Below are 26,075 nucleotides of genomic sequence, written 5' to 3'. Positions count from 1 at the left end.
CCGATCGAGGCTGCGCCGGTCGGCCGGCTGCTGGACCGGCCCCCGACCACCGCCCGGTTGCCGGTGGGCGCGCTGACCCGGGTGGGAAAGGCCGCCGAGCTGCGGCGGCTGCGGGCCCGACAGGCCATGGACGCCGCCTGCGAGGCCGAGCTGGTGCTGGGGCTGGCCGACGACACCCCCGACACCCTCGACCCGCCACCGGACCGGCCCGGCGCGCGCAAGGGGTCCTGGGCGCCGGAACCCGAGCTGCCCGGGGTGTCGCAGTTCTTCACCGCCGAGCTGGCGGTGGTGCTCAACTGCGGCCGCCGCACCGCCGCGAACCTGGCCCACCGCGCCTGGACCCACCGCGAGCACCTGCCCGCGACCTGGGCGGCGCTGGCCGTCGGCGCCCTGGACGAGCCGCGCGCCAAGGTGCTGGCCGACGTGCTCGGCCTGACCGCCCCGGCGATCGCCCGGGCCGTGGAGGCCCGACTGCTGCCCGAGGCCATCGGCACCGGACCCGCCGCAGAGGGCTGGCGCGCCACCGCCGGACCCGCTGCCTCGGGACACCGATCCCCCGGCCTTCTGACCCATCGGGACCACGTGTCGGTTCGTCGCCGTGTCGGCTGGTCGCCGTGTCGACGAACCGACACGGCGATCGGCCGATGACGGACGGCCAGCTCGGGTGGACTCCTGCAAGCCTCGGGGGCGGCGACGTGTGCCGCGGCAGGCGGAGTCCACCCCGGAGCGGGCCCCTGTGGGGCACCTCGGCGGCATCCCCGGCACGCCGGTCCGCCATGCCTACCCGGGGTGAGCGGTGGCTGCGGTCGCGGCGAAGGTGACGAACCGGCGCACCAGCGGGCTGCTGCGGCGGGGCCGGTAGGCGAGGCAGACGGGAACCGGTGGCGCCCCGGTCAGGGGCACGAACGTGACCCCGGGGTGCGTGCCGGTGCGGGCGGCCGACCGGGGGACGGCGCCGACGCCGCGGCCGGTGGCGACCAGCAGCAGCCACTCGTCGTAGTTGCCGCAGGTCACCACCCGCGTCGGGCGGTGCTCCGCCGGCCAGGAGTCCGGTTGCGTGGTGCCGTTGACGGTGTTGACGACGACCGGCTCCCCGGCCAGCTCCAGCCAGTCGATGACGTCCTCGCCCGCGAGCGGGGAGCGGGTGCTGACGGCGGCGACGCGGTCCTCGTCGAAGAGGGGCGTCTGCACCGTCCCCGACGTGGTGAGCCGGGTACGGGTGATGGCGACGTCGAGGTCGCCGGCCTCTAGGGCGGCGTCGACGTCGTCGCGGCGCAGCAGGGTGACCCTCGCCCCGGTGGCCTGCTCGAACCCGGTGATCGTCTCGGTGGCCCAGGGGTCGGGCAGGACCCACTGGAAGCCCAGCCGCAGCTCCTGCTCACCGCGGGCGGCCAGGATCGCCCGGTCGAGGTCGGCGAGGACGGCGCGGGTGCGGTCGAGGAAGTCCCGGCCGACGTCGGTGAGCTCGACCGATCGGGACGTCCGTTCCAGCAACCGCACCCCGAGCGCGGCCTCCAGCTGCTGGACGGTGCGGGTGAGCACGGGCTGGCCGATCAGCAGCTCCCGGCCGGCGGCGGTGAAGGAGCGGTGGGCCGCGACCGCGGTGAAGGCGCGCAGGTGGCGCAGCTCCACATCCATGCCTGCGGAGCATAGGCGCGGTCGCAGCGGCATTTCCGGCGGCGGCACCCACTGCCTAGCGTCGTCGTCGGGCTCGCCGCGAGACCCGCTGACCACGCCGGACGCTGGAGAGGCGCTGATGGCACGCACCGCACCCGAACCGCTGGGCAGCCCGCTGCCGCTGGCCGCCGCACCGATGGCCGGCGGCGCCACCACGCCGAGGCTGGCCGCCGCGGTCGCCGAGGCCGGCGCGTTCGCCTTCCTCGCCGGCGGCTACAAGACCCCCGAGGCGCTGGCCGCCGAGATCGCCGAGGTGCGCCGCACCGGCGCGGCGTTCGGGGTGAACCTGTTCGCGCCCGGCACCACCGAGATCGACGACGCCGACCTCCGCCGGTACGCCCGCGAGCTGCAACCGGAGGCCGAGCGCTACGGCCTCGACCTCTCCCAGGCCACGCCGGTCCACGACGACGACCAGTGGGCCGACAAGCTCGACCTGCTGCTGGCCGATCCGGTGCCGGTGGTGTCGGTGACGTTCGGCCTGCCCCGGCCGGCCGAGGTCGCCGCGCTGCGCCGTGCTGGCAGCCAGGTGCTGGTGACCGTCACCACGGTGGAGGAGGCCCAGGCGGCCGCCGACGTCGGCGCCGACGCGCTGGTGGTGCAGGGCAGCAGCGCCGGCGGGCACTCCGGCACCCACGACCCCCTCCGGCCGATCACCGAGACGCCGACCGCGGAACTCACCCGGGGCGTCGTCGCGACGACCGGGCTCCCGGTCATCGCCGCCGGCGGCGTCGACGGCCCACGGGCCGTGGCAGAGCTGCTCGCCGCCGGTGCGTCGGCCGTCGCCGTCGGCACCCTGCTGCTGCGCACCGACGAGAGCGGCGCCTCCCGTACCCACAAGGACGCGCTGGCCGATCCGCAGTTCCCCGACACCGTCATCACCCGCGCGTTCACCGGCCGCCCGGCGCGCTCCCTGCGCAACCGGTTCGCCGACCGCTACAGCGCCACCGGCCCGGCCGGCTACCCGGCCGTCCACCACCTCACCCGCGCGCTCCGGCAGGCCGCGGCTGCCGCCGGGGACCCGCACGGTCTGCACCTGTGGGCGGGCACCGGCTTCCGCTCCGCCACCACCGGACCCGCGCGCGCCGTCGTCGACCGGCTCGCCGAGTTCCTCTGACCGCTCCGACCACACCGCCCGCCCGACAGAGGAGACGCGATGACCCTGCACACCCGCTTCACCGAGCGCTTCGGGATCGAGCACCCCATCGTCTCCGCACCGATGGACGTCGTCTCCACCGCGCAGCTCGCCACCGCGGTGAGCCGAGCCGGGGGCCTCGGGCTCATCGGCGGCGGCTACGGGGACCCGGACTGGCTGCGCCGAGAGGTCTCGGCGGCCGCGGGCACCCGCGTCGGGTGCGGCTTCATCACCTGGAGCATCGACGCCGGCCTCGTCGACATCGCGCTGTCGCACGAGCCGGCCGCCGTCTTCCTGTCCTTCGGGGACGCCGGCCCCTACGTCGAGCGGATCCACCGAGCCGGCGTCCCGCTCATCTGCCAGGTCCACGACCGGGCCGGGGTCGAGGAGGCGCTGCAGGTCGGCGCCGATGTGGTCTGCGTGCAGGGCGGCGAGGCCGGTGGCCACGGCACGGGCACGCGGTCGACCTTCACGCTCGTGCCCGAGGCCGCCGACCTCATCGCCGAGCAGCGCCCGGAGGTGCTGCTCCTGGCCGCCGGCGGCATCGCCGACGGCCGCAGCGTCGCAGCGGCGTTGGCGCTGGGCGCCGACGGGGTCGTGGCCGGCACCCGCTTCTGGGCGACACGCCAGGCCGCCGTCTCCCGAGCCGCCCACGCACGGGCCCTCGCCACCACCGGCGACGCCACCCGGCGCACCAGCGTCTACGACATCGTCCGCGGCAAGGACTGGCCTCCCGTCTACACCGGCCGCGTCCTCGCCAACGACTTCGTGGTCCGCTGGCACGGCTCCGAGACCGAACTGGTCGAGCACCTCGACGACGCGCGCGCGGAGTTCCGGCACGCCGTCGAGGCCGACGACCTCGACCACGCCAACATGATCGTCGGCGAGGCGGTCGGGCAGGTCCACGCGATCGAGGACGCCGGCGACGTCGTGCGGGACATGGCCGCGCAGGCGGAGCGCATCCTGACGGGACGTCAGAAGGGGTAGGCGGGCAGGTCGCCGCGCAGGGTGACCCACTGGGTCTCGGTGAACGCCTCGATGTTGGCCTGGGGTCCGCCGTGCCGGGAACCGGTGCCCGACGCCCCGACGCCGCCGAACGGGGCCACGGCCTCGTCGTTGACCGTCTGGTCGTTGATGTGCACCAGGCCCGACGGGATCCGCTCGGCCAGCTGGAGGCCGGCGTAGACGTCGCGGGTGAGGATGCCCAGGGACAGCCCGTACTCGGTGCCGCGGGCCAGCTCCACCACCTGGTCGAGGCTGGAGAAGGGGGTCACCGGGGCGACCGGGCCGAAGATCTCCTCCCGGTAGGCGGGCGCCTCGACCGGGACGTCCCCGAGCACGGTGGGCCGGTACAACAGCCCCTCGAAGGTGCCGCCGGTGCGCAGCGTCGCCCCGCCCTCGACGCTGCTCGTCACCAGGCCGTGCACGCGGTCGCGCTGGCCGGCGTCGATCAGCGGGCCCAGCGCCACCTCCTCGCGGAACGGGTCGCCGACGGGCAGCTTCTCGACCTTCTCGGTGAGGACGGCGGTGTACTCCTCGGCGATCGACTCGTGCACCAGGTGCCGGCTGGTGGCCATGCAGATCTGCCCCTGGTGCGCGAACGTGCCCCAGGCACCCACCGAGGCCGCCGCGGTCACGTCGACGTCGGGCAGCACGATGAGCGCGGAGTTGCCGCCGAGCTCCAGGTGCGCGCGCTTGAGGTGCTGACCGGCCAGCGCGCCGACCGCGCGACCGGCCCTGGTCGAGCCGGTGAACGCGATGACCCGCACCGGCGGGGCGGTCACCAGCGCCTCGCCGACGTCCGCACCGCCGGGCAGCACCTGGAGCACGCCGGCCGGCAGGCCGGCCTCCTCGAAGACGCGGGCGAAGAGCACACCACCCGAGACCGCGGTGCGCGGGTCGGGCTTGAGGACGACGGCGTTGCCCAGCGCCAGCGCCGGGGCGATCGCCCGGATCGCCAGGATGGTCGGCACGTTGAACGGCGCGATGACGCCGACCACGCCGGCCGGCACCCGGCGGGCGAAGGACAGCCGCGGCGCCCCGGTGCGCAGCAGCTCGCCGTACGGGTGGCTGGGCAAGCCTGCGGCCTCGTAGCACTCCGCGGCGGTGGTGTGCACCTGGAAGTCGCCGAAGGGCTGGATGGCGCCGGTCTCCCGGGCCAGCCAGCCCTTGATCTCGTCGGCGGAGCCCTCGAGCACCTCACCGGCGCGGCGCAGCACCCGCGCCCGGTCCTCGAACGGCAGGGCCGCCCACGCCCGCTGGGCCTCGGCGGCCCGGTCCGCCGCGGCGGCGACGTCCTCCGGGGTGGCCCGCCCGACCGCGCCGACGACGTCCCCGGTCGCGGGCTCGACCACGTCGTACGTGCCGCCCGACCCGTCGGTCCACGCACCGGTCCAGACCTTCCCGTGCCACGCGCCGTCGTCCAGCAGTGCCATGCCTGTCCTCTCGTCGGGGCGGGCGGGGCCTGGGGTCGCCCCGCGGCTCGCCTCCCGGCAGGGTAGGAGGCACGGCAGCCGATCCGTCGGCCGGGAACGGGAGGGGTCCATGGGCATCAGCGACAGCGCGGAGTGGCAGGCGCTGGCCGAGCACCACCGCGCGGTGCGCGACCGGCACCTGCGCGACCTGTTCGCCGAGGACCCGCAGCGGGGCACCGAGCTGGTCGTCACCGCCGGCGACCTGTACCTCGACTACTCCAAGAACCGACTGACCCGCGAGACGGTGCGGCTGCTCGCGGCGCTGGCCGAGCGGGTGGGCCTGCGCGAGCGCACCGAGGCGATGTTCCGCGGTGAGCACATCAACGCCACCGAGGACCGCGCCGTCCTGCACGTGGCGCTGCGCGACCCCGCTGCCCGCGGCCTCGTCGTCGACGGGCACGACGTCAACGCCGAGGTGCACGAGGTCCTCGGCCGGATGGCCGACTTCGCCGACCGGGTCCGCAGCGGGGCGTGGACCGGGCACACCGGGGAGCGGATCCGGGCCGTGGTGAACATCGGCATCGGTGGCTCGGACCTCGGCCCCGCCATGGCCTACCTGGCGCTGCGCGACCACTCCGACCGGTCGCTGACCTTCCGGTTCGTCTCCAACATCGACCCGACCGACCTGGCCGAGGCGACCCGCGACCTGGACCCGGCCACCACGCTGTTCATCGTCGCGTCGAAGACCTTCACCACCCAGGAGACGCTGACCAACGCCAAGGAGGCCCGCCGCTGGCTGGTCGAGGGCCTCGGCGGCGACGAGAAGGCCGTCGCCCAGCACTTCGTCGCCGTCTCCACCAACGCCGAGAAGGTCGCGGAGTTCGGCATCGACACCGCCAACATGTTCGGCTTCTGGGACTGGGTCGGCGGCCGGTACTCGTTCACCTCGGCGATCGGCCTCTCGCTCATGGTGGCGATCGGGCCGGAGCAGTACCGGGAGATGCTCGACGGCTTCCACACCGTCGACGAGCACTTCCGCACCGCGCCGTACGAGGAGAACCTGCCGGCCCTGCTCGGCCTGATCTCGGTCTGGTACGTCGACTTCTTCGGGGCGCAGAGCCAGGCGGTGCTCCCCTACTCGCAGTACCTGGCGCGCTTCCCCGCCTACCTGCAGCAGCTGTGCATGGAGTCCAACGGCAAGTCGGTCACCCTCGACGGCTCACCGGTCGACGTCGCCACCGGGGAGATCGTGTGGGGCGAGCCGGGCACCAACGGCCAGCACGCCTTCTACCAGCTGCTGCACCAGGGCACGGTGCTGGTGCCGGCCGACTTCCTCGCCTTCGCCCAGCCCAGCGATCTCGCCCACGACAGGGACCTCGACGGCATGCACGACCTGTTCCTGGCCAACTTCCTGGCCCAGCCGCGCGCGCTGGCCTTCGGCCGCACGGCCGAGGAGGTCGCCGCCGAGGGGACGGCGCCGGACGTCGTCCCGCACAAGGTCATGCCGGGCAACCACCCCTCCAACGCGATCGTGGCGCCGAAGCTGACGCCGTCGGTGCTCGGGCAGCTGGTCGCCGCCTACGAGCACCGGGTCTTCACCCAGGGCGTCGTCTGGGGCATCAACTCGTTCGACCAGTGGGGCGTGGAGCTGGGCAAGGTCATGGCCAACCAGCTCGCGCCGAAGCTGCAGAGCGAGTCCGCGCCGGAGTACGACTCGGACTCGTCCACCAACGCGCTGGTCCGGCTGCTGCGGGAGGGCCGCGGCCGGCCGGCCTGAAGAAGGCCCCTGCCCCGACCCGTCCCCCCGCGAGATCTGCACGCTGGCGGCCTTCGAGGGCTCGAAGGCCGCCAGTGTGCAGATCTCGCACCGGGGGCCGGCCGCGGGACGGTCACTCCCCGCCGCGCAGCTCCTCGAGGATCGGCGCGGCGACCTTGAACGCGTGGTTGGCCGCGGGCACGCCGGCGTAGACGGCGGCGTGCTGGACGACCTCGGCGATCTCCTCGTCGGACAGGCCGTTGTTCTTCGCCGCCCGCACGTGCAGCGCGAACTCGTCCCAGTGGCGCAGCGCGATGGTGATCGACAGCGTCATCAGGCTGCGGTCGCGGCGGGACAGGCCGGGTCGCTGCCAGATGTCGCCCCAGGCCACCCGGGTGATGAAGTCCTGGAAGTCGGCGGTGAACGGCGTCGTGCCGGACACCGCGCGGTCCACCCAGGCGTCGCCGAGCACCTCGCGCCGGGTGCGCATGCCGGCAGCACGGCGCTCGTCGTCCGTGCTGGGAGGCAGAGCCCGGCGGGCGTCGTCGGTGTCGGGGAGCTCGCTCATGCGTGCCCGCCCGCCGCGTCGAGGTGCGCCAGGAGCGCACCGGTGACCTCCAGCGGCTGCTCGAGGTTGGGCAGGTGCGCGCCCGGGCTCACCGACACCAGGGAGGCGCCGGCGATGCCCTCGGCGATCGCCTGCTGGTGCGGCGGCGGCAGCGCGGGGTCCTCGGCGCCCGACACGACCAGCGTCGGGGCGGTGATCCGCCCCAGGTCCTCGCGCAGGTCCACCGCCGCCACCACCTCGCAGCACAGCGCGTAGCCCTCGTCGTCGGCGCTGACGATCATCGCCTCGAGCCGCGCCACCAGGTCCGGGTGCTCAGCGGCGTACGCCGGCGTCAGCCACCGGCTCACCACCGTCGGCGCCAGCGGCGCGGTCCCGCCGGAGCGGGCCGCCGCGGCCCGGTCGAGGAAGCCCTGCGGGTCGGGCTTGGCCGACGTGGCCAGCGCGACGAGCCGGTCCACCCGTGCGGGCTCGCGGGCGGCCAGCCGCAGCGCCGTCATCCCGCCCAGGGACAGCCCGGCGACGTGGGCCCGCTGCACGCCGAGCCGGTCGAGCAGCGCGACGACGTCGTCCACCAGGTCGTCGAGGGACCAGGGCCCGGCGGGGGACGGCGAGTCGCCGTGGCCGCGGGTGTCGTAGCTGACCACCCGGTAGCGCTCGGCCAGCGCGGGCACCTGCGGGTCCCACATGCCGCGGGTGGCCCCGAGCGAGTTGGACAGGACGACGACCGGCGCGTCGGCCGGCCCGTCCTCGGTGTACGAGACCTCGACGGCTGTCATGGGCGTCCCTCCGTGAGTGCGGCGTGCTCGGCGAGCGCGGCGTCCACCTGGGCGCCGGCCTCGCCGACGTCGGGTCTACCGGCGGCGAGCACCGCACGCACGTCGACGTCGGTCCGGGTGGCGACGACCTCTGCCAGCGGCCGGCCGCTGTCGCGGGCCTCGCGGACCGCCGCGGCCGCGGCGTCGTGCGCCGCGCCCTTGCCGAGCGTGGGCGCCAGCGCCTCGGCGAGCGCGCCGGCCAGGGGACCCTCGGCGGCGGCCGCGGCGGTGGCGGCCATGCGGGCGGGGTCCGGGCGCAGCCCGCGCAGGCTCTCGGCCAGCCACGACGCCGCCGACCCGACGGTGGTCAGCAGCTCGGTGAGCGTCGGCCACTCGCTGTGCCAGGCGCCGGCGGCCCGCTCGTGCTCCTGCTCCATCGCCGACAGCAGCGTGGCGACCAGCCCCGGCGCGCGGCGGGCGCAGGCCCGGGCGGAGACGGCGGCCACGGGGTTGCGCTTGTGCGGCATCGCCGACGACCCGCCCCGCCCCTCGCCCACCTCGGCGACCTCCGCCACCTCGGTCTGGGCGAGCAGCACGACGTCGACGGCCACGGTGGCGACCACGCCCGCGGCGGCACCCAGCGCCCCGGCGAGATCGGCGACCGGCAGCCGGACGGTGAACCACGGGACGGCGGTGCTCGTCAGCTGCAGCTCCTCGGCCAGTGCCGCCCGCAGCGCGACGCCGGCCCCACCGCTGGCGGCCAGCGTGCCGACGGCGCCGCCGTACTGCACCGGCAGCGCGGCGACCACCTCGGCCAGCCGCAGCCGGGCGCCGTCGAGCCCGGCCAGCCAGCCGGCGGCCTTGAGCCCGAAGGTCGTGGGCAGCGCCTGCTGCATGAGCGTGCGGCCGGCCAGGACGTCGTCCCGGTGGGTGCGGGCGAGCTCCGCGACGGTCTCCGCGGCCGCGGCCAGGTCGGCGTCGACCGCGGCGATCGCGTCGCGCGCCATCAGCAGCAGCGCGCTGTCGAGCACGTCCTGGCTGGTCGCCCCGACGTGGACGGCGCCGGCGTCGCGCTCGCCGACCGCGTCCTGCAGCACCCGCACCAGCGGCGGCACCGGGTTGCCGGCGTCCGCCGCCCGGGCCACCACGGTCGCCAGGTCCAGCCGCTCGGGGTGCGCGCAGGCGGCGGTGACCGCGTCGGCCGCGGTGGCGGGCACCAGCCCGGTGCGGGCCGCGGCGCGGGCCAGCGCGGCCTCGACGGCCAGCAGCGCCCGGAACCAGGCGTCGTCGGAGACGGCGGCCGCGGCCCCGCCGCGGGCGAAGGTCCCGGAGAGCAGCGTCATACGGCGAAGAACACCGTCTCCCGCTCGCCCTGCAGGTGGATGTCCAGGCGGTAGCCGTCGTCGGTCGGCTCCGCGACCAGCGTGCGGCGCTGCTCCTCGGTCAGCCCCCGCAGGACGACGTCCTCGGCGTTGGCCGCGGCCTCGTCGGCGAAGTAGATGCGGGTGACGACGCGGTCGAGCAGGCCGCGGGCGAAGACCGAGACGTCGATGTGCGGCGCCTGCAGGCCGCCCTCGCCGTCGGGCACCCGGCCGGGCTTGAGCGTGAAGATGCCGAACTCCCCCGGCGGGTGGACCGTCGAGGCGCGGGCGTAGCCGCGGAAGCCGGGGTGGGTCGAGGCGCCGCGGGGGTCCTCGGGCGACGGGAAGCGGCCGTCCGGGTCGGCCTGCCAGGTCTCCAGCATGGCGTCGGGGACGACGTCGCCCGCGCCGTCGAGCACGCGGCCGCGGATCCAGATCCCGCCCTCGGTGCCCTCCGCCGCGGCCCAGATGCCGTCCGGCCAGGTCAGACCGATGGCCAGGTAGGGGCCGACGGTCGCGCTCGGGGTGGTGCCCAGCCGGAACGGCTCGGTGAGGAAGCCGGTGCCGCGCTGCCCGGACCGGGGCTGGAACGGGGTGGCCGGGTCCGGCGGGACGTCCAGCGGGTCCACGAACTGCGACGCTCCCTCGGCTGTCGTCACGCCACGTCTCCGTCGTCGTCGGTCTCGAAGGGGGTCTGGTCCGTGCCGCGCAGCACGATGTCCCACTCGAAGGCCAGCGCCCAGTTGTCCTGCGTGCGCTCGAGGGAGTACCGGCTGACCGCCCGGTGCCGCGCGACGGGAGGGATGGCGTTGAAGATCGGGTCCTGGCCGAACAGCGGGTCGTCCGGGAAGTACATCTGGGTGACCAGCCGCTGGGTGAACGCGCGGCCGAACAGGCTGAAGTGGATGTGCGCGGGGCGCCAGGCGTTGTGGTGGTTGCCCCACGGGTAGGCGCCGGGCTTGACCGTCATGAACTCGTAGCGGCCCAGGCTGTCGGTCACCACGCGGCCCAGCCCGTCGAAGTGCGGGTCCAGCGGCGCCGGCCAGTTGTCGGCGACGTGGCGGTAGCGACCGGCCGCGTTGGCCTGCCACACCTCCACCAGCGCGTCCGGCACCGGGCGGCCGTCGCTGTCGAGGACCCGCCCGTACACGAGGATCCGCTGGCCGATCGCCTCGCCGCCGTTGCGCAGGGTCAGGTCGGCGTCCTGGGGCAGCACCCGGTCCTCGCCGAGCACCGGGCCGGTGACCTCGGTGAGCCGGTGCGGCAGGTCGACCGGGGTGCGCAGCGGTGCGCGCAGCGCCGTGCTCCGGTAGTCGGGGAAACCGACGGGCGTCCGCTTCTCGGCGGGTTCGCGCAGGTAGCGCGGCAGTATCAGCCTGCTCTCCGATGTGGTGCCGGTCATAGCGTGGAAGGTACGGCCCCGGCTCTACGCTCCCAAGCGATCGCTTCCGGTGGTCGGAAGCAGGGAGGTGCGATGGCCGGTCGGAGCAGCACCCCCGGGCGGTCGGTCACCTCCCGCGCGCTCGCCGTCCTCGGCGCCTTCGACACCGGTGCCCCGCGGCTGTCGCTGTCGGAGATCGCCGAGCGATCCGCCATGCCGCTGACCACCGTGCACCGGCTGCTCGGCGAGCTCACCGACTGGGGTGCGCTGCAGCGGCGTCCCGACGGCCGCTACGAGATCGGCCGCCGGCTGTGGGACCTGGGCCTGCTCGCGCCGGTGCAGCTGGAGCTGCGCCAGGTCGCCGCGCCGTTCCTGCTCGACGTGCACACCGCGACCCGCGACACCGTGCACCTGGCGGTCCGCGAGGGCCGCAGCGCGCTGTACGTCGAGCGGGTCTCCGGCCGCGAGTCGGTGCCGGTGGTCAGCCAGGTGGGCAGCCGGCTGCCGCTGCACGCCACCGCGGTGGGCAAGGTGCTGCTGGCCGCCGCGCCGGAGGACGTCGCCGAGGCGGTGCTGCGCGCGCCCACCCGCGAGACGCGGCACACCATCGTCGACCCCGGGCGGCTGCGCCGGGAGATCGCCGAGGTGCGCCGCCGCGGGTACGCGCGGACCGCCGAGGAGATGTCGCTGGGCACGCTGTCGGTCGCCGTCCCGGTGCGGGTCGAGCGGCCGGCCGGCCCGGCGGTCGTCGCCGCCCTGGGCATCGTCGTCCCCAGCCACCGGCGGGACCTGCTGCGGCTGGTGCCGGTGCTGGAGGTGGCCGCGCGCGGCATCGGGCGGGAGCTGGCGCGGGCTCAGCCCTTCCACTGAGCGGGAGCGAACGGTTCCCATCCGGGCGTTGCGGCGGTCACACTCGGCCCGTGCGCACCCAGGTGGGGATCATCGGCGCCGGCCCGGCCGGCCTCCTGCTGTCACGGCTGCTGGCCCTGCAGGGCATCGACTCGGTCGTCCTGGAGAACCGGTCGCGGGACTACGTGGAGGCGCGCATCCGCGCCGGCATCCTCGAGCAGCACACCGTCGACACGCTGACCGCGGCCGGCGTGGGCGACCGGCTGCAGCGCGAGGGCCTGGAGCACTCCGGCATCCACCTGCAGTACCCGGGTGTGCGCCACACGCTGGACTTCCCGGCGCTGTGCGGGCGCACCGTGTGGGTCTACGGGCAGACCGAGGTCACCAAGGACCTCATCAAGGCCCAGCTGGACGGCGGCCCGCCGCTGCTGTTCGAGGTCTCCGACGTCCGGCTCGAGGACGTCGACGGCGACAGCCCGCGGATCCGGTTCACCGACGCGGACGGCGTCCCGCAGGTGCTCGAGTGCGACGCCGTCGCCGGCACCGACGGCTTCCACGGCGTCTCGCGGCCGGTGGTGCAGGGGGCCGGCGGGCGGGTGTGGGAGCGCACCTACCCCTACGCCTGGCTGGGCATCCTGGCCGACGCCGCGCCCGCCACCGACGAGCTGATCTACGCCTGGCACCCCGAGGGCTTCGCGCTGTACTCGATGCGCTCGCCGACGGTGTCCCGGCTGTACCTGCAGGTCGACCCGTCGGAGAGGATCGAGGACTGGTCGGACGAGCGGATCTGGGACGCGCTCGACACCCGGATGGCGCTGGAGGGCTGGTCGGTCAACCGCGGGCCGGTGACGGAGAAGTCCATCCTGCCGATGCGCTCCTTCGTCAGCGCCCCGATGCGCCGCGGCCGGCTCTTCCTCGCCGGGGACGCCGCGCACATCGTCCCGCCGACCGGCGCGAAGGGCCTCAACCTCGCCGTCGCCGACGTCACCCTGCTGGCCCAGGCGCTGGTGCGGCTGCTGCAGGAGAAGGAGACCGACCTGGTCGACTCCTACTCCGACCGCGCCCTGGCCCGCGTCTGGCGGTGCACGCACTTCTCCTGGTGGATGACGTCGATGCTGCACCGCTCCGGCGACGACTTCGACGCCGAGCTGCAGCTCTCCCAGCTGCGCCGGGTCTGCTCCTCGGAGGCCGCCGCGCGCGAGCTCGCCGAGAACTACACCGGCCTCCCGCTCGAGCTCTGAGTCGCGGCCACCGGCCGCCGGCCGAATCAACGGCGGCCGGTAGCCGGTGGCCGCGCTACCCAACGGTCCGAACGCGTGCACGCCCACGACCCCCACATGCCAAGCTCAGCAGGCACACTGACCGACCTGGCGCCACGGCGGCCGGACAACGATCCCCATGCTGACTGGCTCCAGGCACCGTCCCTGTGAAGACAGCCCCAGGGATACCCGCCGGTGCAAGCTGGCGCGGCGATGCCAAAATCCTCGGCACTGACAAGATCCAGATCTGCGTCGGCAGCAGCGCCGACCTGTCCACGAAAAGACTTATTGATGCGCAGCGGGGGCTACGACCTCCTCAGATTGTTCAAGACGACGATCACGTTTCCCCGAACGTTGACTCACTTCGAAGTTCGCGCGCAATAAGATCTAGTTGGTCAACCGTCCTGGTGACCCGCTCACTCCAGCCTTGCGGCAGCTCTCCTTGATTCGGATGAAGCTCCTCAACCAAGGCCTCCAACTGCACGGCCTGTTGCTTCCAGCGTGCCGCTAACGGGCCGCTGCGTCTCGCACCCAGAGAGCTAAGGGGCCTCAATTGCTCCTGAACTGCTTGAACGGTCTGCGGTTGCACATTCACCGCCAAGTCGGCAATGGCGGCGCGAAGCCGTCTCAGTGCCGCTTGGATTGTGATCAAAGTTGTGTCGGTCGAACGAGTTGACTCCGCGGCGAGCACGTATGGGCCCAAATCAGGCACAGACAACAGCGCCCGCCCCTCCTGGTTCAAGTAGTTGTACAAAGATGGTGGCAACTGCGGCGCTCCGTCATTGACACCCTGGCCATCCGCGAGTTCCGGCTGCAGGACCGTCGAAACGTACAACTGTGGATCTGCCGCTAGCGCCAAGTACTGAGGTCGCCAGTCGGAACGGGAGCCCATAAGTTGGAGGATCATGACGATGTTCGGATCCACGACGGCGAGCCGCCGCGTAAGGATCTTCATCTGGATGACATACGAATTGATCAGTCTCTTGACCTCTCGCGGATTAACGGTGTCATTCTCGACGAGAAATCTCAGATGGTGCCGGACGACTACGTTGTAGTCCACCTTCTGATCGTCAGCCCAATCGCTGTCTCGAAGCAGCACCTCGTTGTAGTGCCTGAGGTCAGCCGAAGTAATGCGCGGCAGTGCGAACGGTAATTGGAATATCTTCTGAATGTACTCACTGCCGGACACGTGTTCGACAGCCTCGGTGGCGGGCGTTGGATACTTGGACGAAACTGCTCGCGCAACGAGGTCCTGATCAAGTCCGCAGACGAAAACAAATCCCTCAAGATCGAAGAATAACTTCATAGACTCGAGGACCTGCAGCGCTTGGGACGGGAGGCATCGGTCTAAGTCGTCGATGAAGACGACCACGCGCTCTAGGCCGGCCTCTCGGAAATCACCCGCGGCTCCCTCCAACTCTTTGAAGGCCGCATGATAGAACGATTGCAGTGATGGAGCTTGCGTCTGCGCCCCCTTCGACCATTCATCCAGTATTGCACCCGCGTTCAGTCCAACGTCCACTACAGGTGTCTTCAGAGTGACCGTCGATCCGTGGAGTATTGCGCGCGCGGCTCGAGCGATGCGGCTAGCTGCGCGACGAATCATCTGCTGACGATCATCGTCGGCCTCATCGTTGTCGGCCGTAAGTTTTAATAGCCTGTCCCGCATTATATCCAGCAATGGCACGATCAGGTCGGGCTCCCGCTCGTAACGCCAGGCATTGAACTCAACTGTCAGCACTCCAGAATCTGCTGCCAGGAGGTTTTGGACCGCTCGCATCAAAGTGGTCTTGCCGGCTCCCCAGTCTCCGAAGATCCCTACTGCGAAACGTGCGGGACTTTCCGATACCACTTCCGCCAGAGCCTCGGCGTAGTGCGTAAAACCCAGTCCAGGCGCTTTCGCGGGCGTGTCCAGAAGAATACGAAAAGAGCTGTAGTTCACCACTGGAGTCCTCCGTGAGATCCATACGGATAGACGACGCGCAGTTCGACAGGTGAAAACACCGTTTGCCGAGATTGCCGGCGCGTGTTCATTTCGCTCCTGAATAGGGCGTCGGCGCGATCGCTCGTCCGTGACCACTTGTACCTATTCTCACCCCCAAGGATCAAAGCTGATCGTCGAGCTGAGGCGAGGCTCGATACGCCATCCGGCTCGAGATTCGACCACAGCAAAGAGGGCGGAGTCTGCACGGGCGACCGTCACGCAGACGTCACCAGAGCGTCACCGCTGCGTCGACCCCTTAATGGGTCGCCCAGGAACGCAAGGCAACTCTTGAGACAGCAGCGGTGTCCTGCCCTGAGGGGCGGCCTGAGCCGTCATGGCCGACAGAATGTGCACCGACTGCGCGCACCCTTGGGAGGTCCACTCCGGGGCCCCAGCCCAGGTCACTACCTGCGCCTCTTGCACCTACGGAGAGGATGCCGGCCTATGGAAGAAAGCTGCCATGTACTCACGGGTCCGCCCGACATGGGAAGGCGCACCCGCTGGTCGCTCGTCGATCCTCCGTTATGAGCGCCGTTCGTCCAGAGCGGCAAGGTGTCCTTCGGAGACCACATGAGCTCCCAGGGAGCTGCTCTGGCCGCCGGTTGACGGCCAAGCGCAAGGAGAGCGCCTGACGCTGCAGGTTCGGGAGCACCTGGCGACGATGCCGACTACGCGCCTTCGTCAGAAGTAGGCGACCTCATGGAACAGCCTCAGGTGGGCCGCTGCGAGGCTCCTTGCCGCGTTGGGTCGGCCGGGTCAGCTCCGTGTCGCCGGGCCGTGGGGCGCTGCGGCGCTCAGGGGGTCCACCGGACCTCGACCCTGGTCCAGGTGACCTCGATCCCGCCGGGGAGCACCTGCCGCACCGCATCGGCACCCATCCGCTGCCGGGCCACCCGGCCGGCCACCTCGACCGCCTTGGCCGCAGCGGCCGCGGTGAGCGCGAGAGCCGACGCGGTGAGCAGCGGCCCGGCGAACGCCACGCGTGCGAGCGCCGGGACCAGCGAGGGGAGCTGCTGCGGCGCCAGGCCGGAACCCCGCGGGCCCGGGACCGCGGCCCCGTCCCTCCCGAGGATCGCGTCGGGCTCGACCGGCTGCTGATCGCTCATCCTGTCCTCCGTCCACCGGGCTCCGCGGCCCTGGACCGCCCTCTCCATCGTGACGGACGCCGGCACCCCGGCGCGAGGGCGGTGTCCCGACGGCGGTCAGCGGCCGGCGTCGAGCAGGGTGAGGACGGCGTCCGCGGTGCCCGGCGCCAGTGGCAGGTGCGGCAGGACGGCGGGCAGCTCCTCGGGCTCGATGCCCTCGGCCAGCAGCGCGGTGAGCACCCGGTCGGCCTGCGACGGCGGCACCGGTTCGTCGAGGCCCGCGAGCGCGGCCCGGGCCAGGAAGACCGCCCCCGAGGCGGCCGGGTCCTCCCCCGGCGGCCCGGACGGCGGAGCGGTCGCGGCCTCCCGGGTCAGCGCCTCGGCCGCCCGCAGCAGCGACAGCGGCAGCCCCTCGGCCTCGACCTCCAGCAGCGGGACGTCGGCCAGCGCGGCCAGCACCAGGTGCTCGGCCTCGGTGCGCAGCGACGTCTCCCACTCCCCCGCCCGGACCACCCCGACCAGGTCGCGGCCGTCCTCCCCCAGGTCGTCGAGCAGCTCGGCCCACTCCGCCCGCCGGGTGGCCCGCGCCCGCTCGGCGGCCAGCACGCAGGTGGCCAGCACGAACGGCTCGAGCACCTCGCGGTCGAACCGGTCGGCGTAGAGGACCCCGGTGGCGTCCACCGCGTTGAGCACGTCGCGGAAGCTGCCCGGCCGGGCGTCGCCGAGGTCGAGGCGGCCGTCCTCCTCACCGGACAGCGGCTGCCCGCGGGCGATGCGGTCACCGATGGTCCCGCCGGTCTCGCCCAGCCGGCCGCGGCGCCGCTCGTGGTGCGGCCGGTCGGACATGCCGACGGCCCACGCGCAGGTCTCGGCGATCAGCGCGGGCAGCCGCTCCCGCAGCACCTCGCGGCTGAGCTGACCCATCCAGTCGACGTCGAACACGCTGACGAGCGTGCCCGCACGACCGCGGCGACACGCGCGGGGACCGGCGGCGGGTGGACGGGCACGCGCCTCCGGGGCCCGCACCGACCCCCGGTCCCCTACCCTCCGCACGACCGTCGTGACACGGCTCCGGTCGCGCGGCGGGCCGACCAGCCCCCGGAGGTCCCGTGCGACCCTCCCTCCCCCGGCCGCTCGGCCGGGCACTGCTCTCCCTCGGTCTCGGCGCGGCCCTCCTGGCCGGTGGCGGGCCGGCCCTCGCCGCCCCCGGGGGCGCAGCCGCGGTCACGGCCGACGGTGCGCCGCCAGTCGTCGTGCCCACCGAGGACGGCGCCGTGCGGGGCACCCTGGCGAAGGGCTACCGCCTCTTCCAGGGCATCCCGTTCGCCGCCCCGCCGGTGGGTGACCTCCGGTTCCGGCCGCCGGCGCCGGTGGAGCCGTGGGACGGCGTCCGCGACGCGACGGAGCCGGGCAGCAGCTGCCCCCAGCCGCAGTTCCCGGACCTCAGCACCATCGCGTCGACGGACGAGGACTGCCTGTTCCTGAACGTCACGACGCCGGCCGGCCTGGAGGGCCGGCGCGGGGAGCTGCCCGTCATGGTGTGGATCCACGGCGGCTTCTTCGTCCTCGGCGCCGGGTCGCCGTACGACGCGGGCAGGCTCGCCGTCGACGGTGACGTGGTGATCGTGACGATCAACTACCGGCTCGGGCCGCTGGGCTTCCTGGCGCAGCGGGACCTGTCCGCCCAGAACGGCGACGTCGCCTCGGGCAGCGCCGCCCTGCTCGACCAGCAGGCCGCCCTGCGCTGGGTGGAGCGCAACATCGCCGCCTTCGGGGGCGACCCGGACACCGTGACGGTGTTCGGCGAGTCCGCCGGTGGCGCGTCGGTCTGCGCCCAGCTGGTCTCGCCGACAGCGCGTGGGCTGTTCGACCGCGCGATCGCGCAGAGCTACAGCTGCACCGCGCGCTCCGAGGACCTGGCCACCGCCGAGGCCAGGGGCGACCAGGTCGCCGCGGCGGTCGGCTGCGCCGGGGGGACCGACGTGGCGGCCTGCCTGCGGGAGGTGGGGGTCGAGGAGCTGCTGCGCGCCTGGCTGGGCGCCCTGCCGCAGAGCGGCGCCTTCGTCGTCGGCGGCTCGGCCCTGCCGGTCCAGCCGGCGGACGCCATCGCCGCGGGCGAGTACGCGCGGGTACCGGTCCTGCACGGCAACAACCGCGACGAGAACACGCTGTTCGCCCCGGACCAGCCGCTGGTCTCGACCGGCGCCCCGCCGTCCCCGACGCTGACCGCGGAGGAGTACGCGGCGGAGCTGACCGCGCGCTACGGCGACCGGGCCGAGGAGGTCCTCGCCCGCTACCCGGCCGACGCGTATCCCTCGCCGCTGCGGGCACTGGCGGCGGTGTACAGCGACGCCGGCCCCCCGACCATGCTGTCCACCTGTGCGCACGTCGACGCCTACGCGGCCCTGTCGGCGACCCCGGGACGGCCGCGGGTGTACGCCTACCAGTTCCGCGACCGGACGGCGTCCCCGCTGGTCGACCTCCCGTCACCGGACCACCCGGAGGACGCCAGCCACGGCAGCGAGCTGCCGTACCTGTTCCCGGGCCTGTTCGGCGCCCCGCTGACGCCGGAGCAGCAGGAGCTGTCGGCGACGATGGTCCGCTACTGGACCACCTTCGCCGCGACCGGCGACCCCGACGGCCCGGGTGTCCCCCGGTGGCACCACCACCGCGACAGCGGGGACGTGCAGGGCCTCGACCTCGCCTCCGCCGGCGGGGTCGGACCGGTGGACGTCGCCGCCGGGTCGAACTGCGCCTTCTGGACCTCCCTGGCGCAGGCCTGACCAGCGGCCTCGAGCGGTGGACGGCGATCCCGGGACGGCGACCGCCACGCCGTACCCACCGGTGCTACCCGCCGGTAGGAAGTGTGGGAAAGTCGGTCTCCCACCCTGCGAGACGGCACGGTCGCCGTCAGGAGAGAGGCCCGATGCGGTTGCAACTGTCCCCGGAGCTGGAGGCCTTCCGGGAGGAGATGCGCACGTTCTTCACCACCCAGGTGCCCCAGGAGATCCGCGACACCGTCGCGGCCCGCCGGCACGTCTCGAAGGACCAGTACGTCCAGACCCAGCGGATCCTGAACGCCGCGGGGCTGGCCGTACCGCACTGGCCCGTGGAGTGGGGCGGCAGGGACTGGACGCCGCTGCAGCGGCACATCTGGCGCGAGGAGATGCAGCTGGCCTGCGTGCCGGAACCGCTCGCCTTCAACGCCAGCATGATCGGCCCGGTGATCGCGGCCTTCGGGAGCCAGGAGCAGAAGGAGCGGTTCCTGGCGAAGACGGCGAACCTCGACATCTGGTGGTGCCAGGGCTTCTCCGAGCCCGACGCCGGCTCCGACCTGGCCAGCCTGCGCACCACCGCCGTCCGCGACGGCGACGACTGGGTGGTCAACGGCCAGAAGACGTGGACGACGCTCGGCCAGCACGCCGACTGGATCTTCTGCCTGGTCCGCACCGACCCCACCGCGGAGAAGAAGCAGCGCGGCATCTCGCTGCTGGTCTTCCCGATGGACACCCCCGGCGTGACGCTGCGGCCGATCGAGCTCATCGACGGCAGCTTCGAGGTCAACGAGGTCTTCTTCGAGGACGTCCGCGTGCCGGCCGAGAACCTGATCGGCGAGGAGAACCGCGGCTGGGACTACGCCAAGTTCCTGCTCGGCAACGAGCGCGTGGGCATCGCGCGGGTCGGCAGCACCAAGCGGCTGCTGGCCCAGGCCAAGGCCTACGCGCAGGAGGTCACCGTGGGCGGTCGCCCGCTCGCCGAGGACCCGCGCATGGCCGGCCGCATCGCCGAGGTGGAGAACGAGCTCCTCGCGCTGGAGCTCACCGCGCTGCGCGTGGCCGCGCACTCGGCCGACGGCAAGCCGCACCCGGCCTCGTCGGTGCTCAAGCTCCGCGGCTCGGAGCTGCAGCAGGCCGCCACGGAGCTGGTGGCCGACATCGCCGGCCCGCTCTCGCTGTCCTCGTTCGCCGACGACGGCTCCGAGGTCCCCGACTGGGCCCGCGTGGCCACGCCGGAGTACCTCAACTACCGCAAGGTCTCCATCTACGGAGGCTCCAACGAGGTGCAGCGCACCATCATCGCCGGCACGATCCTGGGGCTCTGAGGCAACCGTGGACTTCACCTTCGACAGTGAGCAGAACGACCTCCGGGAGGCCGTGCGCGGTCTGCTGGAGCGCGCCTACGGCGACAGCGAGCAGCGCCGCCGGGTGACCGGGACCGACCCCGGCTTCGACGAGAAGACCTGGTCGCGGCTGGCCGAGATGGGCCTGCTGGGGCTGCCCTTCGCCGAGGAGCACGGCGGCATGGGCGCCGGGCCGATCGAGGTGGCGATCGTCGCCGAGGAGATCGGCCGGGTGCTCGCGCCCGAGCCGTTCATCGAGGTGGTGGCGCTCGCCGGCGGCCTGGTCGCCGCCGTCGGCACCGACGCCCAGCGGTCGGAGGTCCTGGGCGGCATCGCCGAGGGGACGACGCTGGCCGCCGCCGCGCACGCCGAGCCCGGCACCCGCTGGAGCCCGTCGGCCGAGGCCGTCACCGCCACCCGGGACGGCGACTCCTGGACGCTCACCGGCGTCAAGGAGCCGGTGCTGAACGGCGCGCGGGCCGACGTCCTCGTCGTGTCCGCTCTGCTGACCGGGGACGGGGCCGACGGCGGGACGGCGCTGTTCCTCGTCCGCGGCGACGCGGCGGGGCTGACCCGCACCGGCTACCGGACGCACGACGGCGGCCGCGCGGCCAACGTCCGCTTCGAGGGCACCCCGGCCGAGCTGCTCGGCGAGGGCACCGCCGACCGGACCGCGGAGATCGAGCGGGTGCTCGCCGAGGCGCGCATCGCCTACGCCCACGAGGCCATCGGCTCGATGGACACCGCGCTGCGCACCACCGCCGAGTACCTCAAGACCCGCAAGCAGTTCGGCGTGACGCTCAACCGGTTCCAGGCGCTCACCTTCCGCGCCGCGGACATGTACGTCTCGCTCGAGCTGGCCCGCAGCACCGCGCTGTGGGCGTCGATGGTGGCCGACGCCGGCGGGGACGTCGTCACCGCGGCCGACCGCGCAAGGCTGCAGACCAGCCGCGCCGGCCGGCACATCGGCAAGGAGGCGATCCAGCTGCACGGCGGGATCGGCGTGACCGCCGAGTACACGGTCGGCCACCACACCAGCCGGCTCACCGCCATCGACCACGTCCTCGGCGACGGCGACTGGGCGCTGTCCCGCCTCGCCGCCGACGTGACCGGGCACGAGACCGTCGACCCGCTGGGCGCGCCCTACACCGGCTGAGCCACCGGCGACCACTGCGGCCGGCGTCCCCCGTGGGGCGCCGGCCGCGGTCGTCTCCCGGTGCGGACACGCGCGGCGGTGCGCCCGGCCGCGAGGGGGCCGGCGGTCCCTAACCTCCCGGTGTGCTCACGTCCCCGCTGTTCGTGCCGCTCCTCCTCGCGGTCGCCGGCCTCGCCGGCTGGGGCGCCGCCCGGCTCGTCCGCCGCAGGCGCGGGCGGACGGTCACCGCGCTGGTGGCGGCCCTGGTCTTCGTCGCGGTCACCGCCGGGGGCGTGCAGCTGTGGGCACTGGCCGCGCTGGACTCCTCCGCGGTGGCGCGGGCGGTCGTGTGGCGCGACGCCGACGTCGACGACTGGCGGCGCTTCCCGGCGCTGCCGGTCCCCGCCGGCCCGCAGACCCTGGAGCTCCGGCCGGGGTCCCTGCCCGACGGCGTCCTCGACGAGGTGACCCTGCCCGACGGCGGGACCGAAGACCTGGGCGCGCTGCTCGAGCGCACCGGGACCCAGGCGTTCCTCGTCCTGCGCGGTGACGAGCTGGTGGTCGAGCGGTACCTGCACGGCGGCGGCCGGGAGGCGACCCAGACGTCGTTCTCCGTCGCCAAGTCGATCCTCTCCACCCTGGTCGGCATCGCGATCGACCGCGGTCGGATCGGCAGCCTCGACGACCCGGTCACCACCTACGTGCCGGAGCTGCTCGACCGCGACCCCGACTTCGCCCGGGTCACGCTGCGGTCCCTGGTCACCATGTCGTCGGGGCTGCGCTACGAGGAGCACGGCCTGCCCTGGAGCGACGACTCGGTCACCTACTACTCCCCCGACCTGCGCGCGACCGCCCTCTCGGTGCAGATCGACGAGGCCCCGGGCGTGCGCTGGCACTACGACAACTACAACCCGCTGCTCGTGGGGCTGGTACTGGAGCGGGCCACCGGCACGCCGGTGGCCGACTACGCGAGCGAGGTGCTGTGGCAGCCGCTTGGCGCCGAGGCCGACGCGTCGTGGAGCGCCGACAGCCTGGCCTCGGGTTTCCCGAAGATGGAGAGCGGCTTCAACGCCCGGGCCGTGGACTTCGCCCGCTTCGGGTACCTCTTCGCGCACGAGGGCCGGGTCGGCGACCGGCAGGTGGTGCCCGCGGCCTGGGTCGCCGAGGCCACCGCCCGCGACACCTCCGCCGACCCGGCCGAGCACTACCAGTACTGGTGGTGGGTCGACACCGAGCGGGAGGGGCGCTTCTCCGCGCGGGGGAACAAGGGCCAGTACGTCTACGTCGACCCCGCCACCGACGTGGTCGTCGTCCGGATGGGCCGCGACCACGGCATCGACGACTGGCCCGCGGTCCTGCGCGACGTGGCCGACCGGGTCCAGGCCGCCGGGTCCTGAGCGCCCCTACTCCCCGAGCATCGCCACGCGCAGCTCGTCGGCCTCCGCACGCACCCGGTCCAGCACCGCGACGACGGCGTCCTCGCCCAGCTGACCGCCGGTCAGCTCCTCGACCGGCACCGGCACGTGGTCCTCGACCGTCAGCCGGGTGGCGACCTCCAGGGCCGCCCGCAGCAGCGCGCCGTCCTGGCTGCCGTGGTCGTCGACCGCGCCCAGCGGGGTGACCATGCTCGACGGGAAGCCCCACTGCTCGAGCGCCACCGCGGTGAGCCGGAAGGCGTGGATGCCGTAGCGGCGCACCTCGGCCGCCCGTCGACCGGCGGCGGTCGGCTCGGCGGCCGCCAGCTCGGCGTAGCCCTCCCGGTCGCCGTGGTGCAGCAGCGCGACGCCCAAGGGCGCGAGCAGCCCCAGGCACAGCGCGTCCTGCGGGCGCTGGCCGAACCGCGGGGCCAGCGTGGCGGCGGCGAGCGCGACGGTGGTGCTCATCGTCCAGAACCCCTCGGGCAGCCGCGACTCGTCGTCCAGGCCGGACAGCGCGACGGTGGCCATGGTGCGCACGGTGGGGAAGCCGACGACGGTGACCGCGACCTGCAGCGAGGTGACCCGCCCGCGCATGCCGAAGTAGGCGGAGTTGGCCAGCTTCATCACCCGCCCCGCCAGCGCCACGTCGGAGGTCAGGATCCGGGCGAGGGTGCGCGCGTCGGTGTCGTCGGAGTCGACCATGGACACGATCTGCGCGGCGGTCGGTTCCTGCGCGGCCATCGTGTCGATGCTGCTCAGCACCGCCTCGAGGTCGGAGGACGGCGTGGCGGCCGGGGTCGTGGGCACGGCTGCTCCCGGGATCACGAGGTGGCTGACGGTCATCGGGCGTGGGTGGCGTACCAGGCAGCGGCTCGGGAGCCGGTCATCGGCCGGGCGAGGGCGAAGCCCTGCAGGAAGCCGGCGCCCAGCTCGGCGAGCTGGGCGGCCTGCTCCTCGGTCTCCACCCCCTCCGCCACGGTCGTCAGGCCGAGGCTGCGGGCCAGCGCGATGACCGCCGCGGCGATCTCGGTGTGCCCGTCGGCGAGCTCGGCGACGAACGAGCGGTCCACCTTGAGGACGTCCACCGGGAGGTGGCGCAGGTAGGACAGCGACGAGTAGCCGGTGCCGAAGTCGTCGATGGCCAGCGAGACGCCGAGGTCGCGCAGCTGGACGAGCACCGCGCGGGCCGAGGCAGGGTCCTCCATCAGGGCGGACTCGGTGATCTCGATCTGCAGCCGCGCCGGGTCCAGCCCGTGCCGGTCCAGGGCGGCGACCACGGAGCCGTGCAACCGGTCGTCGAGCTGCAGCGCCGAGACGTTGACGTTGGCCCGCTGCGGGGCGGCGTCCCCCAGCACGCGGTCCCACTCGGCCAGCTGCCGGCAGGTCTCGTCGAGCACCAGCAGACCCAGCGCGCCGATCAGCCCGCCCTCCTCGGCCAGCGCGACGAACACCGCCGGGCTGATCGGGCCGCGCTGCGGGTGGTGCCAGCGGGCCAGCGACTCGACGGCCACCGGGACGCGGTCGTCGGCGCGGAAGATCGGCTGGTAGAGCAGCGTGATCTCCCGCCGCTCGATCGCCTCGCGCAGCTCGGCGACCAGCCGCAGCTTGTCCCGCGCCTCGGCGCGGGCGCTCTGGTCGAGCAGGGTGATGCGGCCCTTGCCGCCTGCCTTGGCCTGGCACACCGCGATGTCGCCGTCGCGGACGAGTTCCTCCGCCGTGCCGTGCGCGGCGGTCTGCACGGTGACGCCGATGCTGGCGTGCGGGCGGACGTCGACCCCGCCGAGACGCACCGGCTGGGCCAGCGCCGCACCGATCCGCTCGGCCAGCGCCACCGCGGCGTCCGCGTCGAGGTCCGCGCAGACGACGACGAACCCGTCGCCGCCGGGGCGGGCCACCAGGTCCCCGGGCCGCACTGTGGCGCGCAGCCGGGTGGCGACCTCCACGAGCAGCTCGTCACCGGCGGCGTGGCCGAGGGACTCGTTGACGACGGTCAGGTCGTCCAGGTCGAGGGAGATGACGGCCAGGCCGCCGGCGCCGGGACGGAACCGCTCGGCCACCCGCTCGGCGAGCAGGGTGCGGTTGGGCAGCCCGGTGAGCGGGTCGTGGTGCGTCTGGTGCTCCAGCCGGGCCTCGAAGGCCAGCCGGTCGGTGATGTCCTCGATGGTCCCGACGAAGCCGGCCCCGACGCCGGGGGTGAACAGCTGCGACAAGCGGATGACCGTCGTCCGCTCGGTGCCGTCCGCGCGGACCAGCCGGGCCCTGGTCTCCCCGTCGTGCCCGCCGAGTACGGCGACGACCTGCTCGATGACGGCGTCGAGGTCCTCGGGGTGCACCGTGGCCATCCAGCCGGTGCCCAGCAGCTGCTCGGCCTGCAGCCCCACCAGGCTGCAGAAGGCGTCGTTGACGTGCGCCAGGCGCATGCCCTGCTCGGAGAGCAGCGTGGGCACCGGGGAGCGTTCGGCCAGCGAGGCCAGGCGCCGCTCGTGGGCGTCGGCGGTTGCCCGCAGGACCCGCTCGGACCCGCTGTCGGCCGGGACCACCTGCAGCGTCCACGTCCGCCCGCCCGGCGTGGGGGTGCACAGCACGAGCACCCCGACGAGGGCGCCGCTGGCGGTGCGGACGGACAGGTTCATGCGTGCGCTGCGCTCGCGGCGGAGCAGCAGTCCGGTCTCCGCGCCGCGCAACGACGGCACCAGCGAGGCGACCGGCAGCCACCGCAGGTCATCCGTCCCGTAGCCGAGCAGCTGCGTCGCGCCCTCGTTGCCCCAGACGATCCGCGGCGTCCCGTCCACGACCTCGGCCACCAGGAGCACGAGCCCGTCGCTCACCGCGGCCCCGTAGAAGACCGACGAGACGATCTCCGCCGGCACCAGTGGCTCAGCGGTCGCGGTCGTCGCTGACACGCGCCCCCCTCCCGAACAGGCGGCGATCGGCATCCGTGCCCTCGTCCGCCCGGACAGGAGTACGGCACCCACGGGTGTCCCCACCAGTGGAGGACGGCGCCCCCTCACCCTGCCGGGGGTGGAGCCCCCGGTCCCGGCCGGCCTGGAGAGGGCACTCGCCGCGCGGGGTGACGCAGCCCACTCACGGAGGGGTTCGGCGATTCGGCATGATCTCCCCGGCTGCGCCACCAGTGCACGCCGTCCCGGACTGCCCGCCCACCGGCGGGTGCCACCGCTGT

Annotated in this window: 22 protein-coding genes; 10 read left to right on the top strand and 12 right to left on the bottom strand. The window is 73.7% G+C overall.

Features of this window, described 5'->3' with window-relative positions; translation table 11 throughout:
- Positions 1 to 81 precede the first annotated feature (81 nt).
- Positions 82 to 648, top strand: coding sequence for a hypothetical protein (locus BLS21_RS10565; protein WP_175479527.1), 567 nt, complete (start codon positions 82 to 84; stop codon positions 646 to 648).
- Positions 649 to 780: 132 nt separating this feature from the next.
- Here BLS21_RS10565 and BLS21_RS10560 read toward each other — a convergent pair whose 3' ends face one another.
- Entirely contained in the window at positions 781 to 1,638 is an 858-nt protein-coding gene (locus tag BLS21_RS10560) for a LysR family transcriptional regulator (RefSeq protein WP_091217459.1), read from the bottom strand.
- A gap of 118 nt (positions 1,639 to 1,756) precedes the next feature.
- On the opposite strand from BLS21_RS10560, the gene BLS21_RS10555 reads away from it, so the two are divergent.
- Together BLS21_RS10555 and BLS21_RS10550 are read left to right on the top strand one after the other, a co-directional pair.
- A complete protein-coding gene (locus tag BLS21_RS10555; protein ID WP_091217456.1) occupies positions 1,757 to 2,791 on the top strand; it encodes a nitronate monooxygenase in 1,035 nt (344 codons plus the stop codon).
- A gap of 39 nt (positions 2,792 to 2,830) precedes the next feature.
- Entirely contained in the window at positions 2,831 to 3,796 is a 966-nt protein-coding gene (locus BLS21_RS10550) for an NAD(P)H-dependent flavin oxidoreductase (RefSeq protein ID WP_091217453.1), read from the top strand.
- Here the strand turns inward: BLS21_RS10550 and BLS21_RS10545 are convergent.
- Positions 3,784 to 5,244: a benzaldehyde dehydrogenase gene (locus BLS21_RS10545; protein ID WP_091217450.1), complete on the bottom strand. Its 1,461-nt coding sequence runs from the start codon at positions 5,242 to 5,244 to the stop codon at positions 3,784 to 3,786. The genes BLS21_RS10550 and BLS21_RS10545 overlap by 13 nt on opposite strands.
- Before the next feature lie 109 nt (positions 5,245 to 5,353).
- Here BLS21_RS10545 and pgi point away from each other — a divergent pair, with 109 nt between their 5' ends.
- A complete protein-coding gene (gene pgi / locus BLS21_RS10540; RefSeq protein WP_091217448.1) occupies positions 5,354 to 7,000 on the top strand; it encodes a glucose-6-phosphate isomerase in 1,647 nt (548 codons plus the stop codon).
- A 112-nt stretch (positions 7,001 to 7,112) separates the two neighbouring features.
- Here the strand turns inward: pgi and pcaC are convergent, their stop codons facing one another.
- Genes pcaC through pcaH form a run of 5 tightly spaced genes read right to left on the bottom strand, consistent with a single transcriptional unit; the run spans position 7,113 to position 11,065 of the window.
- Complete coding sequence (pcaC, locus tag BLS21_RS10535; RefSeq protein WP_091217445.1) at positions 7,113 to 7,547, bottom strand: 4-carboxymuconolactone decarboxylase; 435 nt, start codon at positions 7,545 to 7,547, stop codon at positions 7,113 to 7,115.
- Positions 7,544 to 8,323, bottom strand: a complete 780-nt coding sequence (pcaD, locus tag BLS21_RS10530) for a 3-oxoadipate enol-lactonase (RefSeq protein ID WP_091217442.1) — start codon at positions 8,321 to 8,323, stop codon at positions 7,544 to 7,546. The genes pcaC and pcaD overlap by 4 nt, the downstream gene beginning before the upstream one ends.
- On the bottom strand, positions 8,320 to 9,645 hold the full coding sequence (pcaB, locus tag BLS21_RS10525; RefSeq protein WP_091217439.1) for a 3-carboxy-cis,cis-muconate cycloisomerase: 1,326 nt from the start codon (positions 9,643 to 9,645) through the stop codon (positions 8,320 to 8,322). The genes pcaD and pcaB overlap by 4 nt, the downstream gene beginning before the upstream one ends.
- Positions 9,642 to 10,322 carry a protocatechuate 3,4-dioxygenase subunit alpha gene (gene pcaG, locus BLS21_RS10520; protein ID WP_245700265.1) on the bottom strand — a complete coding sequence of 227 codons (681 nt, stop codon included), beginning with the start codon at positions 10,320 to 10,322 and terminating at the stop codon, positions 9,642 to 9,644. Before pcaG ends, pcaB begins: the two co-directional genes overlap by 4 nt.
- Positions 10,319 to 11,065 (bottom strand): protocatechuate 3,4-dioxygenase subunit beta, encoded by a 747-nt coding sequence (pcaH, locus tag BLS21_RS10515; RefSeq protein WP_091217437.1) that lies wholly within the window; start codon positions 11,063 to 11,065, stop codon positions 10,319 to 10,321. The genes pcaG and pcaH overlap by 4 nt, the downstream gene beginning before the upstream one ends.
- A gap of 72 nt (positions 11,066 to 11,137) precedes the next feature.
- On the opposite strand from pcaH, the gene BLS21_RS10510 reads away from it, so the two are divergent.
- On the top strand, positions 11,138 to 11,914 hold the full coding sequence (locus BLS21_RS10510; protein WP_091217434.1) for an IclR family transcriptional regulator: 777 nt from the start codon (positions 11,138 to 11,140) through the stop codon (positions 11,912 to 11,914).
- 50 nt (positions 11,915 to 11,964) lie between these two features.
- On the top strand, positions 11,965 to 13,134 hold the full coding sequence (locus tag BLS21_RS10505; RefSeq protein ID WP_091217432.1) for a 4-hydroxybenzoate 3-monooxygenase: 1,170 nt from the start codon (positions 11,965 to 11,967) through the stop codon (positions 13,132 to 13,134).
- A gap of 355 nt (positions 13,135 to 13,489) precedes the next feature.
- On the opposite strand, the gene BLS21_RS10500 is transcribed toward BLS21_RS10505, so the two are convergent.
- The 3 genes from BLS21_RS10500 to BLS21_RS10490 all read right to left on the bottom strand — a co-directional run bounded on the left by BLS21_RS10500 (position 13,490) and on the right by BLS21_RS10490 (position 17,163).
- Positions 13,490 to 15,094 carry a KAP family P-loop NTPase fold protein gene (locus BLS21_RS10500; RefSeq protein WP_175479526.1) on the bottom strand — a complete coding sequence of 535 codons (1,605 nt, stop codon included), beginning with the start codon at positions 15,092 to 15,094 and terminating at the stop codon, positions 13,490 to 13,492.
- Between the two features lie 836 nt (positions 15,095 to 15,930).
- The gene (locus BLS21_RS10495) at positions 15,931 to 16,242 is read right to left on the bottom strand and encodes a hypothetical protein (RefSeq protein ID WP_091217426.1); all 312 of its coding nucleotides are present in this window, start codon (positions 16,240 to 16,242) and stop codon (positions 15,931 to 15,933) included.
- Positions 16,243 to 16,338: 96 nt separating this feature from the next.
- Positions 16,339 to 17,163, bottom strand: a complete 825-nt coding sequence (locus BLS21_RS10490) for a hypothetical protein (RefSeq protein ID WP_091217423.1) — start codon at positions 17,161 to 17,163, stop codon at positions 16,339 to 16,341.
- 167 nt (positions 17,164 to 17,330) lie between these two features.
- On the opposite strand from BLS21_RS10490, the gene BLS21_RS10485 reads away from it, so the two are divergent.
- The 4 genes from BLS21_RS10485 (at position 17,331) to BLS21_RS10470 (ending at position 22,873) form a co-directional block, all read left to right on the top strand.
- Positions 17,331 to 19,004 carry a carboxylesterase/lipase family protein gene (locus tag BLS21_RS10485; protein WP_091217421.1) on the top strand — a complete coding sequence of 558 codons (1,674 nt, stop codon included), beginning with the start codon at positions 17,331 to 17,333 and terminating at the stop codon, positions 19,002 to 19,004.
- A 143-nt stretch (positions 19,005 to 19,147) separates the two neighbouring features.
- Complete coding sequence (locus BLS21_RS10480) at positions 19,148 to 20,323, top strand: acyl-CoA dehydrogenase family protein (protein WP_091217418.1); 1,176 nt, start codon at positions 19,148 to 19,150, stop codon at positions 20,321 to 20,323.
- A gap of 7 nt (positions 20,324 to 20,330) precedes the next feature.
- The gene (locus tag BLS21_RS10475; RefSeq protein WP_091217415.1) at positions 20,331 to 21,497 is read left to right on the top strand and encodes an acyl-CoA dehydrogenase family protein; all 1,167 of its coding nucleotides are present in this window, start codon (positions 20,331 to 20,333) and stop codon (positions 21,495 to 21,497) included.
- 122 nt (positions 21,498 to 21,619) lie between these two features.
- Positions 21,620 to 22,873 carry a serine hydrolase domain-containing protein gene (locus BLS21_RS10470; RefSeq protein ID WP_091217412.1) on the top strand — a complete coding sequence of 418 codons (1,254 nt, stop codon included), beginning with the start codon at positions 21,620 to 21,622 and terminating at the stop codon, positions 22,871 to 22,873.
- Between the two features lie 6 nt (positions 22,874 to 22,879).
- Here BLS21_RS10470 and BLS21_RS10465 read toward each other — a convergent pair whose 3' ends face one another.
- Both BLS21_RS10465 and BLS21_RS10460 read right to left on the bottom strand, forming a co-directional pair.
- On the bottom strand, positions 22,880 to 23,701 hold the full coding sequence (locus BLS21_RS10465; protein ID WP_245700262.1) for an HDOD domain-containing protein: 822 nt from the start codon (positions 23,699 to 23,701) through the stop codon (positions 22,880 to 22,882).
- 32 nt (positions 23,702 to 23,733) lie between these two features.
- A complete protein-coding gene (locus BLS21_RS10460; protein ID WP_245700259.1) occupies positions 23,734 to 25,797 on the bottom strand; it encodes a putative bifunctional diguanylate cyclase/phosphodiesterase in 2,064 nt (687 codons plus the stop codon).
- Positions 25,798 to 26,075 lie beyond the last annotated feature (278 nt).

Origin of the sequence: Geodermatophilus siccatus, from assembly GCF_900103785.1 — a bacterium.
Lineage (GTDB): Bacteria > Actinomycetota > Actinomycetes > Mycobacteriales > Geodermatophilaceae > Geodermatophilus > Geodermatophilus siccatus.
Note: the sequence above shows the minus strand (reverse complement) of the source record. Positions and strands in the feature narration are given on the sequence as shown.

Bases quoted from the DNA above. Each gene is read 5' to 3' on its own strand.
- BLS21_RS10560 (WP_091217459.1), bottom strand. From the start codon at position 1,638: ATGGATGTGGAGCTGCGCCACCTGCGCGCCTTCACCGCGGTCGCGGCC.
- BLS21_RS10555 (WP_091217456.1), top strand. From the start codon at position 1,757: ATGGCACGCACCGCACCCGAACCGCTGGGCAGCCCGCTGCCGCTGGCC.
- BLS21_RS10550 (WP_091217453.1), top strand. From the start codon at position 2,831: ATGACCCTGCACACCCGCTTCACCGAGCGCTTCGGGATCGAGCACCCC.
- BLS21_RS10545 (WP_091217450.1), bottom strand. From the start codon at position 5,244: ATGGCACTGCTGGACGACGGCGCGTGGCACGGGAAGGTCTGGACCGGT.
- pgi (WP_091217448.1), top strand. From the start codon at position 5,354: ATGGGCATCAGCGACAGCGCGGAGTGGCAGGCGCTGGCCGAGCACCAC.
- pcaC (WP_091217445.1), bottom strand. From the start codon at position 7,547: ATGAGCGAGCTCCCCGACACCGACGACGCCCGCCGGGCTCTGCCTCCC.
- pcaD (WP_091217442.1), bottom strand. From the start codon at position 8,323: ATGACAGCCGTCGAGGTCTCGTACACCGAGGACGGGCCGGCCGACGCG.
- pcaB (WP_091217439.1), bottom strand. From the start codon at position 9,645: ATGACGCTGCTCTCCGGGACCTTCGCCCGCGGCGGGGCCGCGGCCGCC.
- pcaH (WP_091217437.1), bottom strand. From the start codon at position 11,065: ATGACCGGCACCACATCGGAGAGCAGGCTGATACTGCCGCGCTACCTG.
- BLS21_RS10510 (WP_091217434.1), top strand. From the start codon at position 11,138: ATGGCCGGTCGGAGCAGCACCCCCGGGCGGTCGGTCACCTCCCGCGCG.
- BLS21_RS10495 (WP_091217426.1), bottom strand. From the start codon at position 16,242: ATGAGCGATCAGCAGCCGGTCGAGCCCGACGCGATCCTCGGGAGGGAC.
- BLS21_RS10480 (WP_091217418.1), top strand. From the start codon at position 19,148: ATGCGGTTGCAACTGTCCCCGGAGCTGGAGGCCTTCCGGGAGGAGATG.